Consider the following 16,772-nt stretch of genomic DNA (forward strand, 5'->3'; position numbering starts at 1 on the left):
TACTCATGTGACCTTCTCCTTCTTGATAGTGATTTGAACAACCCTATCTTGGCTCATTTGAAGCCTTTATGGGAGGAGAGGGTCCATACCATTAATCCGGTGACATTGTCACGAACGCACGACCACGTATCTGCGCTGGCGTCTTGTTCGTCGCCATTGGCATTTAAACGGGTAAAGTCGAAGCCGGCTTTACCACGCCCAGCTTTTTCAATTAAGCCATTCTGTTCAATAATATCAGCTCCGCGTTGTCCGTCTTGGCCAGGAAAATCATTTTGCTGCGCCTCTGTTAACGCATTATTGGTGGCTTGCTGCAAAAACCCCGTGTCGTTCAATAGCGGCGTCGGCATGGGGCGTATTCTAACGTTAATGGTGTCTTCAACACTGTTGTTGTTAGCGTCTGTTACAGTAAGTGTATAGGCCACCACAGTCGCGGTGGATACGGAAGGGGCAATAGCAAACGTAGATAGTGCATCGTTGTCATCTACCGGGCGAGCTGCCACTCCGGTGTTTGCCCCTTTGTTAGATGTAACGTTGTTACTGCGCTCCCAAGAATAAGTAAGCGGTAGTGCACTGGGAATACTGGTGCTTGCTTCACCATCCAAAATAACCACCTCACCACTGAAAACGCCTTGCGAGAAGCCTGCATCAACCACAGGCAGTGTCTCGGTTTCAGACTGCACTGAGATTGTCACTGTGTCTACGTCTGTTGCACCTTCGCTATCAGTTACTTCAAGTTGAAAAGTGAGTTCCTGAGACTCGTTAGCGATAGGCGTAGTAATTGTTAAGGTAGAAAGGTTCGTTTCCACCCCCGTAATGACGTTAGTGCCGCTGGTTTGAGACCAAACATAATCGGCAATTTCGCCATCAGACGTAGATGAGTCAGTATCGCTGCTTCCCGTGCCATCAAAAATAATTTCAACGCCGCCTGGGAAAGTATTCGCTGGCAGACCTTCCCACGCAGGCACATCAATACTTGCTTCCGGCGCTATGTTTACCGGCGCAACAGTAATTACCGTGAAGTCACTAGCGGTATTACCGCTTTGATCGTTTACCGAGACGGTAAGCGTGTATTCAGTGGCGCTATTAACTAACGGCGCGACGAAGCTCGCTGCAGAAGCGCTGGTGTCTTCATGTGTAATGGTCAGCGATGGAGACGCGCTCCAGTTGTACGTGTACGTGCCATCACCACCACTCACTTGTGCACTTAGTGAATAGGTCACGCCTTCCGTTACAGTAGCGTTAGCGCCTGCATTAACAACTAAGTTGCCATTGCCTGATCCCCCACCACTAGAGTCACCATCTCCGCCTCCGCCACCACCGCAGGCTGCTAGAATGAAAGCACCACCAATAACTGCAAGCCCGCGTATTACGGTGCGAGGAAGGTAGCTTGAAAATGAAGACGAACTTGATTGCATACGTACTCCCATCGCACTCTGTGCCGCTGTTCTATGCTCAGTGCGAGTAAAAACTTGATGTAGATAGAACCGCAAGATAAACAATATACTCTCACGGATTACACGTAGCGGTTATAAGAAGGTTTTCTTTGCTCTATCTGATTGTGAGCTTGCTTCTTGCGCTTCAGACACTGTTACTTGTAGCGCTTCTAGCTGCTTTTTACCTACCGCTACATCAGTCATGTCGTAAATCATCATACTGATAAAATCCACCTTACCCGTCGCAGAAGTAAGAGGAGAAAGTGTAATGTTTTGGTACATGAATGACTCACTACCTGTAATCGGCCGGTAGTTTGGAAACTTGAACAAATAAGGGCGTTGTTCCCATGTCATAAAGGCACGGGTTTTTAGGTCGAAAACGGGCTTAGCTTTCTTAATAAACCAGTCTTGTTTGATTGCGGGAAATAACGAAAATAACGTTTTGTCTCTTACTTCACTCGGCAAAAGCCCACTGTGACTTTCCATAAAACCGTTCCACACTTGCACTGTGAAGTTACAGTCTAGTACGACAATGCCAACGTCTACCGTTTGAAGCATGTCCATCATCCAGTGAAATTCTTGTAACTCATCTAAATGCTGGCTCATTAAAAATCCTCCAACAAGTGGGCGAGTTTAGAATTCATCATTTTCATAGACTCTTCCGTGAACAACAAAATCAAATCACACTGAACATTGTAGCCTTCCAAGCCATAGCTAAGCTCAATCGCCAACGTTCGCTTCCACTTTATTTGGTTCATGCTGATAATTTCAGTGATGGCACGATGTTGACCAAGTACAATGGGATGACCTTGGCTGAAGTTAATGTCCATTTGATGGGCCAGCCCTGTTAAACAGGTTCCAATCAAAATACTCGCAGCATCCATAAGCAGCTCTAACTGAAGCTGATCATCAACTTCGCCTTCTACATTGAGTATTTTAGCCACGTCGTCAAAGCTTGAGTCGCTCAAAATACACAACGCCTCACCACTAACACCTGGCCCTAAGAAGCCTTGGCATACCGCAGTAACTTGCTCATGGCTCTCAATATCAGAAAGCATCATGTGAAGTTCAGACACTTCAATTAAATTAACGTTGGGAATAGGCAGTTCAACAAACACGTTCATGGTGCGGGCTAAATGATCCCCCGCTTGCCCCATGGCTATGTTAGTGATTTCCTGGTAACAATCGCGGATTTCAGGGTCTAGCGGTGAAACTTCTTCCGGCTCTTCCTCTTCAACATGAAGAATGTTGAATTTATCTAGTACCTCGGCCAGCTTCTTAGGATCCACCGGCTTTCGAATAAAGTCCAAAGCGCCAAGCGATGTCACTCTTTCATGAGCTTCAGGCTGAATATCACCAGACACAACAATAACTTTGGTTTTAAGGCCTTGTTTCTGAATTGCTTCTAATGTGCCGTACCCATCTAAAACGGGCATATTGAGGTCGAGCAATAGAAGATCGCCCTTTCCTTCAGCGAGAGCCGATAGAGCATCTTGACCATTCTTCGCAAAATGTACGGCCACTTCCCAATCTTGAGGAAGGCATTTAGCCACTTGCTTGCGCGCAACTAACGAGTCGTCACATACGAGTACAGAAAACATTAAGTTCTTTTACCACCTAGCTTTTGAAACCAGCTACCGCCGGTATTTTCTAGCAATTTCAATTGTATCGGCACATCTACTGTGAACTGAAGTAACGATTTGAGTTAACTTACACTTCGCAGTAACCCGGTTACTTTTTGTTTGAATAGATACCGAGCATATAGTGATACGAAACACCTCACTAAGAAATAGCACTTTTGGGGAATATTGCCAGCACGTTTTTACTCACAAACATCACGGCGCGTTGATTCTTTGCTACGCGTTTTTACAGCAGCTTGTGCACCTTTTAGTCAAGGCGGGTGATTGCAGGTCTGGTCAGACTAAATCACAACAAATAGATAGAACGCCAAGATACGAGAAAAGCTATCAAACAAAGAAACCAAAAATGACAGGTAGTGCCAACGCAGTAAATATACCATTTACACAAAGGCCCAGAGTCGCCATCGCCGCCACGTCTTCCCCCATTTGAATAGCTTTGGCTGTACCAATTGCGTGGGCCACCGTGCCCATAGCAATACCTTGCGCCTGACGATTTTGTACATTGAGGACCGCAAACACACCAGTAGCCACAATGGCTCCAACTACACCCGTCACAATGACAAAAACGGCAGCCAATGCGGGAATGCCGCCAACCTGCGCACTCGACTCCATAGCAAGGGGCGTGGTGATTGATTTAGCTAACATGGTAATTTGTATTGCACGCGGTGCATCTAGTGCAAACAACGTAAGCCACGCGGTGAAAGGCGCGAGTATGCCACCAAAAGCAATACTCGCCATTAACCGCCAGCCGTAGTGCCTTAGCTTTTGCCATTGTCTGTAAATGGGTAGTGCTAATGCCACAGTGATAGGCCCTAGCAACCAATGCAACAAAGAAGCCGCCTGTTGATACTCAGTAACCCCTGTTTCAGTTAAATAAAGGCCAGCTGACACAATCAGCGCGGTAACGACAATGGGATGCGCTAGCGGGTGACCTTTGCATTTTTTGTTCACCCAAAGAGCAATAATGTAGCCAATTATTGAAACGCTAAGCCACAATAACCCCGTTAAGCTAAATGCTTGATGTAGAGCCTCCTTCATTCTTGCTTTCCACCCTTGCTTGCCACATCTGAGCCGCTGCCGCTTTTGCTATTAAACAATTGCTGCGAAAACCAAGCGGTTATTCCTAAACTTATCGACGTCGTTACAATAATCGCGATAGCAATGGCAAGTGCATTGGACTGAATGTCAGCCCAATAAATAGATACGCCAAGTACGGCTGGAATAAACAGTAAGGACATATGCTTCAAAGGAAAAGTAACAAAGCGCGCCGTGTGAACCTCAAGCTGAGGAAAAAGAAAAAGCATCGCGAGTAAAAAGAATAAGCCCATTAATGGCCCTGGTATAGGAAGGGCGCTCACATTAACGACAACAAGCCCAAGATAATAAGCAGCAAACACTAAAACTGCGCCCACTATCATGTTTCTTACATCTCGCACTATCGCTCCTTATTAGGCCTTGCAGGTCCTAGTACTTATTCCCAAAATTCAGTGAGTAAGTGTAACGATAAGCGAGTTAGACCACCAGCAGTACCATGGTCGTATAGTAGAATGTTGCACTGAAATGCGCTTTGACGTTCAGTCTGTCAGCCAAAACTGATAGTAATACTTGTGAGTAATCTTGAACGCTTCGCCACCTTGCATGACAACTCGCTGCTGATTGAGTTTTTGTTCCAGGTGCGCGATATGTTTTGCGTTGACCGCCACAGAGCGGTTACAGCGTTTAAAATTCTGCTCTCCCAAACGCTTAAGTAATTCACACAAGGTTGTGCGGACAACGTAGCTTTCTGAGAGCGTTTGAACACACATGTAGTCACCTGCAGCTTCAATCCATTTAATCTCTGCTGGATTTAAGCAACACCACCCGTTTTCAGCGCGTATCCCTACAACATTTGGCTGAACACTTTTGTTCAATTGCTGGCGCAATGTAGCTAGAAGCGCAGGTTCAGACACCCCATATTGTTCACAAAGTCCCTTTACCAGCATATTGAATTGAAAGTCCCGTTCATAAAAATGGTACTTGGTTTTGACATGCTCTATAGCGTTTAATACTTGGGGTTCTTCAAGTGGTGATTTAACAAATCCTGACGCGTTATGAGAAAAGGCTAACAGCGCTTCTTCGTCTTTATTTCCTACTGCAAGCCAATACCGTGATGCAAGGTTTCGACTTGACTGAGAGACTGAATAGAAACCGATGGACTGAGGATATTTCTCTGCTAAGGCAAGACAATGGCCTACAGATTGCGCGCCATAAACGTGACTGAATACGTTTAGCTTTTCTAGCATTTCGCAAAGTGAGTTTTGCATAGAAACAGAGTGTAAAAAAACCAGTGCGATCATCTGCGATCCCTTGCAAGTGCAAGCAGTAATAGCTGTCAGTGTTATCTATCCCAGTCTTAATAAGTGATGGGATGTAGACAGCGAAAAGTAAAAATAAGCGAAAAAGGGGCTATAAGCTGCATAGCCCAATCGCCAGGGTAGAAAACTCTTCATTAGCGTTTTGCTGTTAGTACACTAGGGCTAGCATTAATGCGACGAGCAATCAGTTGTGCGTTTTTAGATGCATTATGAGTAAGTGCAAAAGTAAGCATGTCTTGCCCGTTGCACACTAATCCTTCATGGATATATCGCATTTTAAAACCCGTCGCTTTCACGGCGCGATGCAATCGCAAACGGCTATCGCTTTTTACCGCTTCACACACTGCAATTAAGTTTTTTTCTACATGCTTGGGATACGGGGCGGCATTCGCTACTGTTGCAGTAAGCGACAAGGTTATTCCTAGTAAAGCAAGTTGGGTAACACGGCGTGACATAAACATAACAAGTTCCTCTGATAATATTCGGCAACGCGGTGACTACCTCTTTTGTCCCCGCACCATTAAATTAGTGAAACTTTGTAAAATTCACGCTATAAAAACGTTAAAGCACCGCTATTTGAGACGTTGCGACAAGTACACAAAAGCTAAGGTTTAATAATCGGTCTAAACTGTTATTAGTCGTACTTAACACACACTTTGCAACATTCTTATAAATGCATACATTGCAAAGTGGAAAATCATAAGCAAATACTCTTGCCCGCCTAGCGGTGCAGACAATAATCTAATTTCTTAACACGTATTCAAGGAAGAGCCATGTTAGAGCAGCAACAGTACCACCTTATTAGAGAGCATATGCAGCCTGGTGACATCATCGCATTTGGTGGCAATAGCCTATTTTCTCGTTGGACCAAACTCACTACACGCTCTGCGGTAACGCATGTGGCAATAGTTATGCAAACGAAGATGCGCGATGAAGATTCTAATCGATATTTTAATCAAGTCATGGAAGCTACATCGTATAAAGGAAAGCGAGGGGTAATGACCAATAGACTAAGCGAGCGTGTAGCATCTTATGACGGTGATATTTGGTGGCTGCCCTTGTCTAGCGCGTCAAGAAGTATCTTTGAGCAAAATAAGCGAGACTTCTTTAACTTCATGTTTGAACAAGACGGGAAACCTTACGACGTGCTACAGCTATTCGGCTCAGCAGTGGACGCGATTGATGAACATCCCCTGTTCGGCAGCATAAGCTACAATCAAGAAGACTTTAATAGCTGGTTCTGTTCAGAGTTAATTGCTGAGGGGTTGGAGACTGCAGGTGTTGTAAGTGGAGTAAATGCATCGGAAGTCACGCCAGTGGACATCTGCCGGTTTAACATTTTCAAAAAGCGTTACGTACAGCTTAAAGGAAAAGGAAGGGTAATTGGAGGGTTCAATTCACTCAAGGCAGATAACTGGGGCCAGATTGCCTAACCCCATTAATTAAAAACACATCTACCCCAATATGGGGTAAGGTGAGTTTTAGAAAATACTGTCTTGGTGAATCTTAATAAACATGCTCGTCCCAATTTTAGAGTAATCGATTTTATACTCTTTCCCATTTAGGGTTTGTACGAACAATAATGTTTTTTCGTCGCCAAACACATCGCTAGTAGTTACATCTACTAGTTCCATGTCCATCATCTTGGCATCGCGCTTGTTTTCAGGCACTTTGCCTTCGTACTGCTTAATACCTTTATAAGTAACAAGAATTGGCGGATGTTCATCACCATTGATCACCAATAGATCTAATTTTCTTATTTTATGAATGATGGTATTTCGACCACTTGTAATGAAGGGTTTTTCAGTCATTCTCATCTCCGCGACCGCTCACCTGCTTTATAGTTATTAACAAAGAATGTAAGTGATTGAGTTTATCACGATGTTAACAATCAGCACATAAGCATTTGGTTGATATATGTGTGCAAAGTATAAACATAAATTACACAAAATGAGCAATAAATCGCTAATTTTTGCGTGTAGTGTGTGTTTTTACAAATTGCTCGTCGGTTAAACTGCGCAAAAATGCAACCAACGCCGCCTTTTCATCTTCAGAAATCGCAAAGCCTTTTATGAACGGACTGCGGTAAGGGTTAGGGCTTTCAGCCAGATTTCCCCCACGAGCATAAAACTCAATGACTTCATCAAGGGTGGCAATACTGCCATCATGCATGTAGGGTGCAGTAAGGGCTATATTGCGCAAAGTAGGTGCTCTAAACTTCCCCATGTCTTGTTTATTGTGGGTAACGCTGTAAAGTCCCATGTCCGATTCCGGATAACTGCCCTTCCCATCTTCGTTATACAGGCCAGTGTTGTGGAAAGGCTGAGCCGCAAAAGGTTGAAAACTATGCTTCGACGATTGAGTGAAGTTCAGACCTCCGTGGCAGTGAAAGCACTCAGTGCGTTCTGAAAAAAACAGATTCAAACCTTCAAGCTGCTGGGCGGTTAGTGCATCGTCATCTTGAGCGTAAGCGTAGTTATCAAAAGCACTATTAAACGACACTAAACTTCTCACGTAGCTAGCAAGCGCCTTTACGATACTATTTAAATTGGGTGTATCATCACCATAAGCCGCTTCAAAAAGCGCTCGATATTCGCTGCCCTCAAAGCGCTTTAATATACGCTTTTCATTTCCCGTAACGCCCATTTCCACAGGATGTTCATTAAAAAGCGGGATCATCAGCTGCTTTTCTATACTTTCTAAATTGTTATGCGCCCAAGTGAAGGATGCATTATAAGCCACGTTTACTAGCGCTAATACGTTACGGTTTAGCGCGTCTCCGTTCGCGCCTACTGAAACCGCCTTAGGTTCAGAGAAAGCATGCTCTGGTTCATGGCAGCTGCTGCATGAAACCGTGTTGTTAGCACTTAAGCCCTTATCAAAGAAAAGCTTCTCTCCCAAAATTACGCTTTCTTCGGTCACAGGATTGTCTGCGGGAACGGGAGGCGGTGGAATATTGTGAGGCAAATTCCAAGTGTAAGGCGTGGGCGATTTACTGCACGCGCCTAAAATCATTACAACAAGCGCGATAATTGCCGCCTTGAAAGCGAGCAGAGCTCGCCTTCTAGTGCAAATTAAAAGTGCCGCTACTGCCACTTAATCCAAGGCCTGTGCACTAAATTCTGAATAAGCTTTTTACAGGGCTCAGTTTCAGGAGACTCGAACATACAACTTGGCGCTTCGTTTATATCAACTTGCGCGACAATGTTAGACACCGATACTTCCAAATCTAAATCAGTATCAAGCTGGGTCATCGGCAGAATAAACTCCACCCGGTTTGTGAAAGCACACGATTTTTCAGGTGGCCTGACTGCTGATTCAGAATCGCAACCCACGCTACCTAAATGATAAGACCATTTGCGTGTTTCCTCTGAGCCTTTAGACACATCCAGTCGCAAAAACTTATGACCGTTTTGCCAGCTCCAAAACATTGTACTGTCATTCAATGGCGAAGGCTGTGTAAGCGGGTTAGCGTGATTATCGTCGAAGGGAAGACCCATAGTGAAGCGCAAGTTTGTGGACAGCTTTAAAAGCTCTTCCGATACATCTAATACAATTTTGCTATTGGCATCATCAGGGTTGTTGCACTTATTGTGAAACTTTAGCAATGCTATATTCGGCGTCTGCCATTGGGTTTGTTTAAACTTAACCCGCTGCCACTTACCATCAATGCGCACTTCTGGCTTACTAAGGTAAAAACCGAAGTAATCTATATTCCATCGCTGTTGTCCAATACTCATGATCATTGGACATGCCCCCGTATCGACTCCCACCAACTTAAACGGGATTTCACCAGGCTCTCTTCCTTTGAGGTTAATGACATCACAGCCGGTTAACGACACTAGCGCCGCAAAGAGTAACGAAGGCATGACACTCATGCGAAAAGGCATTTTCATTTACGTATGTACTTCCTTTGGATATCTGGTAGTTTTTTTATACAAACTACCTTTTTCTAATTACACACTTGTGCGGACGACAAGATGAATGCATTCCCATTAACACTAATAGTGCTGCTTTTAGCATTTGTGAGTCAAGGTGCACAAGCACACACAGACCATGACAAAGCGCGTTTTGTTGCCGAAGACGGCGTGGACGCGGGCAAGTGTGACAACCGTTTCAGGCCCTGTAAAACGTTGAGCTATGCCGCGCGACAGGCCAATAAAGGCGACAAAATTCTCGTTGCTGAAGGCCAATATTATTTCGACAACGCTCAGCATGCACAAGTTCTAAACGACAGTCTTTTACCAGTATTAGGAGGCTTTTCTCGTGAAGATCATTACCAGGCACAGAAGCCTGCTTTGCACAAAACTACACTAGTTAATGTGCCTATCTATTTATCAGAAGCCCTTTATGAAAAAGGGTTCGACAGTATAACTGACGGAAAAGCCGCGTCTTCCCTTCAAACACAGGCATCATCGCACATGGTTCTTAGTTCCGAAGTCAGTGCAAATGAAGCTTGCACAGATGGAACGGCTGCCGACTTCCCATGCAGCAATATCGAACTACTCTCTAACGTACCTGTTAACGTGTTGTCGTCGGTATCAAATAGTACCAACGATATTTGGGGGCACGTCGATTTAAACAACCGTAGAGAATATGCCATTGTTGGCATGCAGGCCAGCATTGCCGTTGTAGATGTAACCGAGCCAACAGCGCCGGTAGTAGTGGGTGAAATTACCGGTCAAAGTACGACATGGCGCGACATTAAGGTCTATCAGTATTTCGATAGCGCTGCGGGGCGTTTTAAAGCGTACGCCTATGCCAGCGCCGACAGCGTAACAGAAGGTTTTACCATCATTGACCTTAACGACCTCCCTAATGGTATTAGCTTAACGAAGCGGATTAACGACGATAACCGTGCACACAATATCTACATCTCAAACGTAGATTACACGCTAAACACACCGTTAAATGACGCTGCGCCTCAGCTACATTTGGTTGGTCAGGATAGTAACGGCGGAGCCTTTCGTTCATATACGCTAACCTCACCTCAAACACCAACCGCGTCTTACATACCTAGCGGTCTTACACGTGCCGACTATACGCATGATGCGTCATCTATGCGCGTTACCGACGCAAGAGCGCAAACTGACTGTGTGAATGCTACGGCTGATGGATGTACGGTTATGCTTGACTTCAATGAAGATGCAATGCGCCTTTGGGATCACACGAACACAAATAGTACCTCTGAACTAAGTAGTATTAGTTATAACGAGGTTGCCTACACCCATAGCGGTTGGTTTAGTGAAGACAAGCAATATGCCTTTGTTCACGATGAGTTGGACGAGCGAAACTTCAGCTTAAATACCCGGGTTATGATTTTTGATATTTCATCACTCACAACACCTGTGCTTGCCAGCATTTGGACCAGTGACAACGGCACTATCGATCACAACGGCTACGTAAGAGGTAACCGCTACTATATGTCTAACTATGAGCGTGGCTTAACGGTACTAGACATTTCAGATCCTACCGCGCCTGTAGAAGCTGGCTTTTTCGACACCTACCCTGCTTTTAACAGCACCAACTTTAATGGTGCGTGGGGCGTATACCCGTTTCTACCTAGCGGTAATATTTTGGTTAGTGATATTCAGCGCGGTTTGTTTGTATTAAAAGACAATACGTTAAGCGCAACAACAGTTGCGGCCTTCTCTCAGGCTAATTATGAAACGGATGCTGATACAACCTTAAGCCTTCCTGTTAATAAGACAGGTACCGAGGCTATGACAGTTGCGTATGAAGTAATAGCGGGTTCAGCCACCAGCAGCGATGTAATGTTAGCGTCTGGAGAACTCAGTTGGGGTGCGGATGAATCACAAGCTAAAAATATCACGTTAAGCATCGGTGCTAATGAAAATACTGAAAGCAATGAAGTATTTTTCGTCAGATTATTTAACCCACAAGGAGGAGGCATCACCTCTGGTAGCGGCTATGCTCAAGTCACTATTAACGGTACTGCACAGCAAGGAAAAATTGAATTAAGCACTGGCGAACGCACTATTTTAGAGACTGACTCTGAACTTGCGTTAAACATTGTTCGCCAAGGCGGAAGTGAAGGCGAAGTAAGTGTGAACTATTCACTGGAAAGCGGCACAGCAGTGAGCGATGAAGACTTTGTCAGCCAAAGCGGCACGCTAACTTGGAGCGACGGCGATACCAGTTCGAAGACTATAAATATAGCGCTTATTAACGATACTACCGAAGAAGACAACGAACGATTTCGTTTAGTACTTGCTGCACAAGACACAAATCTTCTAGGTGGTGTGGTAGAAACGCTGATTACGATAAAAGACGATGAGAGCAATCAAGCCCCTGTGGTAAACGCAGGAACAGATGTTGAAACCGATGTAAGAGCCAGCGTTGAATTAACGGGAAGCGCCCAAGACCCCGAAGGCGCGTTAACAAGCGTAGAATGGACGCAAACCGCCGGCGACACGGTTACCATCAGAAATGCAGATACATTAACCATGTCTTTTACCGCCCCATCATCTCAAAGCAATTTAACTTTTTCGTTAACTGCAACCGATGAGTTTGGAGTTAGCGCCAGCGACACCGTTACTGTTACCGTAAACGAAAGTGTAGTGAGCTTGCCAACGGATACTAATTCAAATAGCTCTGGTGGAGGCGGTTCTACGACTCTGTTTAGCATGTTAGGCTTGTTGTTAGCGTTTGGATGGCGCCGTGTTAAAATGCCAGACAAGGCACATAAACTACAGCTTAGTGAACAAAAATAAAGCAAACAAATCACAAAGCCACCAGCGAGGCGTGACAAGGCAAATAAAACTGCTTATACTTGCGCTCGCTTGTGGTTGTTATGCATAGCAATTTGCAATAAAAAACTGCACAGCACATCTCAAAATGGCCCCATAGCTCAGTTGGTTAGAGCATCCGACTCATAATAAGTTGCGCTGGTCATTTAGAAAGAGATAAAACAGATTAAATACAATAGGTTGCTAGAGAGTAAAAAACAAATCCGAAATCGTGTAAGCCTGTTGTAAGTAAAATAAAAAGTTTTCGGCCCAATAGCTCAGTTGGTTAGAGCATCCGACTCATAATCGGCAGGTCCCCTGTTCAAGTCAGGGTTGGGCCACCATAAAATAAGCCCTCAAGCTACACAGTTTGAGGGCTTTTTTTGGGGGGTGGATCAAGGTTTATAGAGAGCGCCCAGCCCAACTAAGACCAGTATTATTTTTTTCTTCGATTTTACTGACAAGCTCACTAGCAGAAATTTTCAAAGCTTGCCCTAGTTGTATCAAGCTCTTAATTGTGGGCAGGCGAAGCCCACACTCTACCCTAGAAACAAAAGTTCTATCCAGATTAGCTCTATAGGCTAGTTCTTCTTGTGAAACATCTATCTTTTTTCGGTAACCTCTTATCACCTCACCACACACCAAGACGACATCTCTTGTTTCTGTGTTTGCCATATGGCGAGGTTTGCTCTAATGTAGCCTATAGCCCACGGCCTATAGGCTACAGAAAAGGAAATCAAAAGGCTCTTCTATGAAATCAAAAACAAAAACCTCAAAAAGAAAATCTGTTTTAACTCTTTTATTACTCGCTGTACTTGCATACGTATTTTATCTCGCTGGACAAGGCGACCTTCCAAAGAAGGCTGAATCAAGTTCAACAAAACTATCCGCTTCTGAAACAGTTCGAATTCAGGAAGAAGCAAAAATGAGAGCCCAAGCATCATTTGAAAGTGAAACTATTGTTATTGCCAAAAGAGCAGTTTTAGGTCTGCTGAAAGATCCAGAATCTGCCAAATTTAAAGATGTAAGATTCAATGAAACAGAAAGCGGTGGCGCTGTCGCCTGTGGATTGGTGAACTCCAAGAATAGCTTTGGAGCGTTTTCCGGTTTTCAGCGTTTTATTTCAAATGGTAAAACTACGTTCTTGGAAGAACAGGATAAAAATATTGCGGATACGTGGGCAGAAGTTTGCATACCAAGTAGATAATCACGCATTATCAGTGCTAGCGTTATCCCTTATTTTTAAAGGACAACGCTAGTCATGAAGCATTGCAAGATTTAATGCTTGCCAGTCGTATTCAGATAACTCTCAACCAGCTCTTCATATATTGCTTTGGTATCATTTCTTTCAAGTGCGTCCCACAAAATATCCATAGCAATACGATTACATATATCCGCCAAAACAATGGCATCCAAGCGATATTTCACTTGTTCAACAGGACTCCAGTTTTCTCTTCTCTTTATATTATGATGGTGTAAAAAGCCTCGAAGCTTAACAATGTGATGGACATACTCTTCAAAAGTTAGATGGGCAAACTCATTTTCAAATTGCGTTTGCAGCTCGGTTGGCAAAGTCTTCGAATAACCTTTTTTGAAAAGGGTTTCGTTTGAAGCATTTATTAATAGTGCAGATTCTTTAAACTTCTTTTCAACGTGTTGATTCTTCGTTTTTCCTTCGCTAAATGAAGATTCTAACATTAAGTAAAAGTCGTAAAATGCTTCTATAAACTCTCGATGCTTAAGGTCTAGTTGTCCCCTACGATAAAAGGACAACCTTAAATCGTTCGTTTTTTCTTGAACTGATGCAAAGATGGGACGCATTACTAGATCAGGGGGAATTGCTGGAAGTTTGTCAGTATCTAATTCGGAGTAAGAAAGCTTGAACTTGTTGACAGTTATTAGGCTTTTCTCAAATTCATTCTCTGGGAAGAACTCAATTTCAGGGCTTTCCACTGCAATACCGTCAACTCCCCACAGTCCCCAGTAACTCTCAATGCTGCGCATTATCGGTTCGATTTGCACCCATCTTGGATAATTTAAATGAATAGTTTTTGATGCTGAGTCTGACAGTGTAAATGAATCTAGTTCTTTTTTTGTAAGTGTTATTTGCACAATCACACGCTTTAAAAACTGCTCTTCAATGACAAACTGAAAGACTAAATCGTCGACTTTGCAGCTTAGCAGCTTTTCTACCTTCAAATTTCCATTGATATCGAAACTGTACGTGCATTTCATAACTAATCCTTGTTCTGTTTGTTGTGAGCATGCTAACAGTTCTTTAAATATAGTACAGGCTCACCTGTCTTAACATTCGCTTTAAGGTGAGCTTGCATAAGGGCAGCAAGTAGCTCCCAGTCCACTAGTGACTCTCTAACAGGAAAAAGAGCATAAGGTTTGTTTGCGTCCTTATGCTGCTGATTTTCAAGTGCTGCAATTCGTTGCAGCACTTTTGTTCTAGCACTATGCCGCATTATCTTTACTCGGGAAGTAAATATCAGCAAGCATACATAGCGTCTCAACACGTTGGTTGTGATGTGGATGCCGAACAGCAATAAAACTGGCAATCCCAAGATCTGGTTCCATAAAACTAGCAAGTTCATTTGCAGGTACATCACAGCGAATACAAGTAGCTGGGATATTCTTATCACTGTAATCGAATAACTTTTCTATGTCCTCTGCAACTACCAACTTAAACTCACCCTGCCCTGTTTGAAGAAATAGGCAACGCACTGTGCGCAGATGCTTATCGTGTGGCCAAAACATTTGACCACAATCATCATAAAACTTAGTCAGCCGAAAGCAGTCCTCTGGTGCATATCTGTATAAGAGAGGTGCAAACTCTTTCATATGATTTGTAGGGATGATGAAACGTTCTTCTATATTTATCTTAGGCATTGGCATTCCCCTCCAAAGCAGCTAAGCGGTCCTCAATATCTTCAAGGTGGCGGATTTCACCAAGCGCCCCAATTATCTGAATTATTCGCTGCACACTGTCAGGTGACAATCCCCCCTTTGAGGTTGCCGCTAACACTTGCTCCGTTTGTTCAGCAAGAGAAGCAGCGGTATCGAGCTCGAACTCAACCTTTTCGCTCTGTGCTGCTAATGTGGGTAATACCCGCGAAATAATTAATTGTGCAGATTGAACATTACACCGCCCATAGTGGTAACAAACTCAGCCCAATTACCTTCATAGTCTGTATCAGTATCTAGCTACCACCATCTATATTCTTACCTACGTATTTGGCAATGTCTTGGAGCAGAACAGTATTATTAGTCAATATCGACGTAGGTAATTCACTTCTGAACTGCCCCATCTTCTTCCATAGCGGAATATGCTTACATATCTATTACGTGCCTTTGATTCGTATCGACGGTAAACGGAGTCAGAAATATTTGCATCAAAACGTTTAAGTAAATGACCTTAATGTACAAGTCAACGCTGTTCCTTTGCCTAGTTTTTAAGTAATCAACTATTTGTTACCTTCTAGTTTTTATTTATTTATCTATTACTGAACGTTACTGTACGTATATAAATATCAGCGGTATCGGTTGCAAACCTCAAGATGACTGAAGACGAAAAGCGTATTGAACAAGAAGCGATTAAGTTTGCTAAGAAGAACCGTACTGCCATTGCAAACGAGCTAACTAACAGAAAAAGATTCCCTCCTGAAGATGAGCCTGTAGCGGTCTTTATGGCCGGCTCCCCTGGCGCGGGGAAAACCGAAACCTCCAGAGAGTTTCTGCAAGAAGTTGAGGCTACTAATGTTATTCGATTAGATCCCGACGAATTGCGCCACTATTTCGAACAATATACGGGAGACAATTCATTCCTATTTCAAAGAGCTGTCTCCTCTATTGTAGAACGAACTCTGGACAATGCGTTTAAGCGTAAGCAATCATTTTTACTTGATGGAACGCTATCAAATTACGCTATAGCAGAGAAAAACATTAAACGGGCTATTGATCGAGGTCGCGCAGTTCTCGTATTGTTCGTTTACCAATCACCAGAGTTAGCATGGAAGTTTGTTCAATCTAGAGAGCGAGTCGAAGGTCGACGGATTAACCCTGAAATATTTGTAGAGCAATTTTTAGAATCTCAAGCGGTAGTACGGAAACTAAAGCAACAATTTGGTGGTCAGATAAAAATAGATCTACTGTTAAAGGACAACGAGGGGGGCACTCGCATGTACCACGCCAACATTCAGGCTGTAGAAAATCATGTTAAGCATAAATTTACTCGCGAGACGCTTACTACCCTGATACAATCGCTGCCCGCTCATTAATTGGGCAATAAAATGGGAGAATAATGATGTTTGCCAGATTAAAAAACGGCCAGACAACAAAGTACAACTCCAGCCTGTCTGAGTTCGTTCGCAACGCCGACTCGTCTAAAAAGAAAAAGGTATACAGCCGTGTTATTGATAGAGCTGTAGAATCTCAGAATTCAGTTGTGAAGCAGGCTGAGCTACTACAAACTCGCTAATATTCGAGGGAGTCGAGACTGTAACTAATTTTGTGTAACTGCCTATCTCAATTTACTCTATAGAGAGTTAAGGATAGGCAGATGAACATGAATAAGAAAGAGCTTGAAGCTTT

19 protein-coding genes and 1 tRNA gene are annotated in these 16,772 nt (G+C 43.6%); 6 read left to right on the forward strand and 14 right to left on the reverse strand.

Annotation, left to right across the window (positions count from 1 at the left end):
* Positions 1-53 precede the first annotated feature (53 nt).
* The 7 genes from BIZ39_RS17260 to BIZ39_RS17290 form a co-directional block, all read right to left on the reverse strand.
* A complete protein-coding gene (locus BIZ39_RS17260; protein WP_262385798.1) occupies positions 54-1,415 on the reverse strand; it encodes a PKD domain-containing protein in 1,362 nt (453 codons plus the stop codon).
* Between the two features lie 111 nt (positions 1,416-1,526).
* The gene (locus BIZ39_RS17265) at positions 1,527-2,039 is read right to left on the reverse strand and encodes a PAS domain-containing protein (RefSeq protein WP_168462622.1); all 513 of its coding nucleotides are present in this window, start codon (positions 2,037-2,039) and stop codon (positions 1,527-1,529) included.
* Complete coding sequence (locus BIZ39_RS17270) at positions 2,039-3,034, reverse strand: response regulator (RefSeq protein ID WP_014975809.1); 996 nt, start codon at positions 3,032-3,034, stop codon at positions 2,039-2,041. Before BIZ39_RS17270 ends, BIZ39_RS17265 begins: the two co-directional genes overlap by 1 nt.
* Positions 3,035-3,400: 366 nt before the next feature.
* Positions 3,401-4,111 (reverse strand): LrgB family protein, encoded by a 711-nt coding sequence (locus BIZ39_RS17275; protein ID WP_014975808.1) that lies wholly within the window; start codon positions 4,109-4,111, stop codon positions 3,401-3,403.
* Positions 4,108-4,509, reverse strand: coding sequence for a CidA/LrgA family protein (locus BIZ39_RS17280; protein ID WP_131135954.1), 402 nt, complete (start codon positions 4,507-4,509; stop codon positions 4,108-4,110). The genes BIZ39_RS17275 and BIZ39_RS17280 overlap by 4 nt, the downstream gene beginning before the upstream one ends.
* A gap of 138 nt (positions 4,510-4,647) precedes the next feature.
* A complete protein-coding gene (locus BIZ39_RS17285) occupies positions 4,648-5,409 on the reverse strand; it encodes a LytR/AlgR family response regulator transcription factor (protein WP_168462623.1) in 762 nt (253 codons plus the stop codon).
* 152 nt (positions 5,410-5,561) lie between these two features.
* Entirely contained in the window at positions 5,562-5,888 is a 327-nt protein-coding gene (locus tag BIZ39_RS17290; protein WP_014948465.1) for a DUF3718 domain-containing protein, read from the reverse strand.
* Between the two features lie 312 nt (positions 5,889-6,200).
* Here BIZ39_RS17290 and BIZ39_RS17295 point away from each other — a divergent pair, with 312 nt between their 5' ends.
* Positions 6,201-6,860, forward strand: a complete 660-nt coding sequence (locus BIZ39_RS17295; RefSeq protein ID WP_014975806.1) for a hypothetical protein — start codon at positions 6,201-6,203, stop codon at positions 6,858-6,860.
* A 48-nt stretch (positions 6,861-6,908) separates the two neighbouring features.
* Here BIZ39_RS17295 and BIZ39_RS17300 read toward each other — a convergent pair whose 3' ends face one another.
* The 3 genes from BIZ39_RS17300 to BIZ39_RS17310 form a co-directional block, all read right to left on the reverse strand.
* On the reverse strand, positions 6,909-7,238 hold the full coding sequence (locus tag BIZ39_RS17300) for a hypothetical protein (protein ID WP_014948463.1): 330 nt from the start codon (positions 7,236-7,238) through the stop codon (positions 6,909-6,911).
* 154 nt (positions 7,239-7,392) lie between these two features.
* Positions 7,393-8,442 carry an MbnH family di-heme enzyme gene (locus tag BIZ39_RS17305; RefSeq protein ID WP_168532614.1) on the reverse strand — a complete coding sequence of 350 codons (1,050 nt, stop codon included), beginning with the start codon at positions 8,440-8,442 and terminating at the stop codon, positions 7,393-7,395.
* Between the two features lie 71 nt (positions 8,443-8,513).
* Positions 8,514-9,323: an MbnP family copper-binding protein gene (locus BIZ39_RS17310; protein ID WP_014948461.1), complete on the reverse strand. Its 810-nt coding sequence runs from the start codon at positions 9,321-9,323 to the stop codon at positions 8,514-8,516.
* Between the two features lie 84 nt (positions 9,324-9,407).
* On the opposite strand from BIZ39_RS17310, the gene BIZ39_RS17315 reads away from it, so the two are divergent.
* On the forward strand, positions 9,408-12,161 hold the full coding sequence (locus BIZ39_RS17315) for a choice-of-anchor B family protein (protein ID WP_187447567.1): 2,754 nt from the start codon (positions 9,408-9,410) through the stop codon (positions 12,159-12,161).
* A 282-nt stretch (positions 12,162-12,443) separates the two neighbouring features.
* A tRNA-Ile gene (locus tag BIZ39_RS17320) sits at positions 12,444-12,520 on the forward strand.
* Between the two features lie 58 nt (positions 12,521-12,578).
* On the opposite strand, the gene BIZ39_RS17325 is transcribed toward BIZ39_RS17320, so the two are convergent.
* Positions 12,579-12,851 carry a helix-turn-helix domain-containing protein gene (locus tag BIZ39_RS17325; protein WP_168532572.1) on the reverse strand — a complete coding sequence of 91 codons (273 nt, stop codon included), beginning with the start codon at positions 12,849-12,851 and terminating at the stop codon, positions 12,579-12,581.
* Positions 12,852-12,927: 76 nt separating this feature from the next.
* Here BIZ39_RS17325 and BIZ39_RS17330 point away from each other — a divergent pair, with 76 nt between their 5' ends.
* Positions 12,928-13,383, forward strand: a complete 456-nt coding sequence (locus BIZ39_RS17330; RefSeq protein ID WP_168532574.1) for a hypothetical protein — start codon at positions 12,928-12,930, stop codon at positions 13,381-13,383.
* Positions 13,384-13,454: 71 nt separating this feature from the next.
* On the opposite strand, the gene BIZ39_RS17335 is transcribed toward BIZ39_RS17330, so the two are convergent.
* The 3 genes from BIZ39_RS17335 to BIZ39_RS17345 all read right to left on the reverse strand — a co-directional run bounded on the left by BIZ39_RS17335 (position 13,455) and on the right by BIZ39_RS17345 (position 15,071).
* Positions 13,455-14,375 carry a hypothetical protein gene (locus BIZ39_RS17335; protein WP_187447568.1) on the reverse strand — a complete coding sequence of 307 codons (921 nt, stop codon included), beginning with the start codon at positions 14,373-14,375 and terminating at the stop codon, positions 13,455-13,457.
* Between the two features lie 68 nt (positions 14,376-14,443).
* Positions 14,444-14,647, reverse strand: coding sequence for a hypothetical protein (locus BIZ39_RS17340; protein WP_187447569.1), 204 nt, complete (start codon positions 14,645-14,647; stop codon positions 14,444-14,446).
* Complete coding sequence (locus BIZ39_RS17345) at positions 14,637-15,071, reverse strand: hypothetical protein (RefSeq protein WP_168532578.1); 435 nt, start codon at positions 15,069-15,071, stop codon at positions 14,637-14,639. Before BIZ39_RS17345 ends, BIZ39_RS17340 begins: the two co-directional genes overlap by 11 nt.
* A gap of 668 nt (positions 15,072-15,739) precedes the next feature.
* Between BIZ39_RS17345 and BIZ39_RS17350 the strand changes: the two genes are divergently transcribed.
* Both BIZ39_RS17350 and BIZ39_RS17355 read left to right on the forward strand, forming a co-directional pair.
* Positions 15,740-16,459: a zeta toxin family protein gene (locus tag BIZ39_RS17350; protein WP_168532582.1), complete on the forward strand. Its 720-nt coding sequence runs from the start codon at positions 15,740-15,742 to the stop codon at positions 16,457-16,459.
* Positions 16,460-16,482: 23 nt separating this feature from the next.
* Positions 16,483-16,659 (forward strand): hypothetical protein, encoded by a 177-nt coding sequence (locus BIZ39_RS17355; protein ID WP_156086002.1) that lies wholly within the window; start codon positions 16,483-16,485, stop codon positions 16,657-16,659.
* Positions 16,660-16,772: the final 113 nt, after the last annotated feature.

This window comes from Alteromonas sp. BZK5, assembly GCF_014349115.1.
GTDB lineage: Bacteria > Pseudomonadota > Gammaproteobacteria > Enterobacterales > Alteromonadaceae > Alteromonas > Alteromonas macleodii.

Bases quoted from the DNA above. Each gene is read 5' to 3' on its own strand.
- BIZ39_RS17260 (WP_262385798.1), bottom strand. From the start codon at position 1,415: ATGCAATCAAGTTCGTCTTCATTTTCAAGCTACCTTCCTCGCACCGTA.
- BIZ39_RS17265 (WP_168462622.1), bottom strand. From the start codon at position 2,039: ATGAGCCAGCATTTAGATGAGTTACAAGAATTTCACTGGATGATGGAC.
- BIZ39_RS17270 (WP_014975809.1), bottom strand. From the start codon at position 3,034: ATGTTTTCTGTACTCGTATGTGACGACTCGTTAGTTGCGCGCAAGCAA.
- BIZ39_RS17275 (WP_014975808.1), bottom strand. From the start codon at position 4,111: ATGAAGGAGGCTCTACATCAAGCATTTAGCTTAACGGGGTTATTGTGG.
- BIZ39_RS17285 (WP_168462623.1), bottom strand. From the start codon at position 5,409: ATGATCGCACTGGTTTTTTTACACTCTGTTTCTATGCAAAACTCACTT.
- BIZ39_RS17290 (WP_014948465.1), bottom strand. From the start codon at position 5,888: ATGTTTATGTCACGCCGTGTTACCCAACTTGCTTTACTAGGAATAACC.
- BIZ39_RS17295 (WP_014975806.1), top strand. From the start codon at position 6,201: ATGTTAGAGCAGCAACAGTACCACCTTATTAGAGAGCATATGCAGCCT.
- BIZ39_RS17300 (WP_014948463.1), bottom strand. From the start codon at position 7,238: ATGACTGAAAAACCCTTCATTACAAGTGGTCGAAATACCATCATTCAT.
- BIZ39_RS17305 (WP_168532614.1), bottom strand. From the start codon at position 8,442: ATGATTTTAGGCGCGTGCAGTAAATCGCCCACGCCTTACACTTGGAAT.
- BIZ39_RS17310 (WP_014948461.1), bottom strand. From the start codon at position 9,323: ATGAAAATGCCTTTTCGCATGAGTGTCATGCCTTCGTTACTCTTTGCG.
- BIZ39_RS17315 (WP_187447567.1), top strand. From the start codon at position 9,408: ATGAATGCATTCCCATTAACACTAATAGTGCTGCTTTTAGCATTTGTG.
- BIZ39_RS17325 (WP_168532572.1), bottom strand. From the start codon at position 12,851: ATGGCAAACACAGAAACAAGAGATGTCGTCTTGGTGTGTGGTGAGGTG.
- BIZ39_RS17330 (WP_168532574.1), top strand. From the start codon at position 12,928: ATGAAATCAAAAACAAAAACCTCAAAAAGAAAATCTGTTTTAACTCTT.
- BIZ39_RS17340 (WP_187447569.1), bottom strand. From the start codon at position 14,647: ATGCGGCATAGTGCTAGAACAAAAGTGCTGCAACGAATTGCAGCACTT.
- BIZ39_RS17345 (WP_168532578.1), bottom strand. From the start codon at position 15,071: ATGCCTAAGATAAATATAGAAGAACGTTTCATCATCCCTACAAATCAT.
- BIZ39_RS17350 (WP_168532582.1), top strand. From the start codon at position 15,740: ATGACTGAAGACGAAAAGCGTATTGAACAAGAAGCGATTAAGTTTGCT.
- BIZ39_RS17355 (WP_156086002.1), top strand. From the start codon at position 16,483: ATGATGTTTGCCAGATTAAAAAACGGCCAGACAACAAAGTACAACTCC.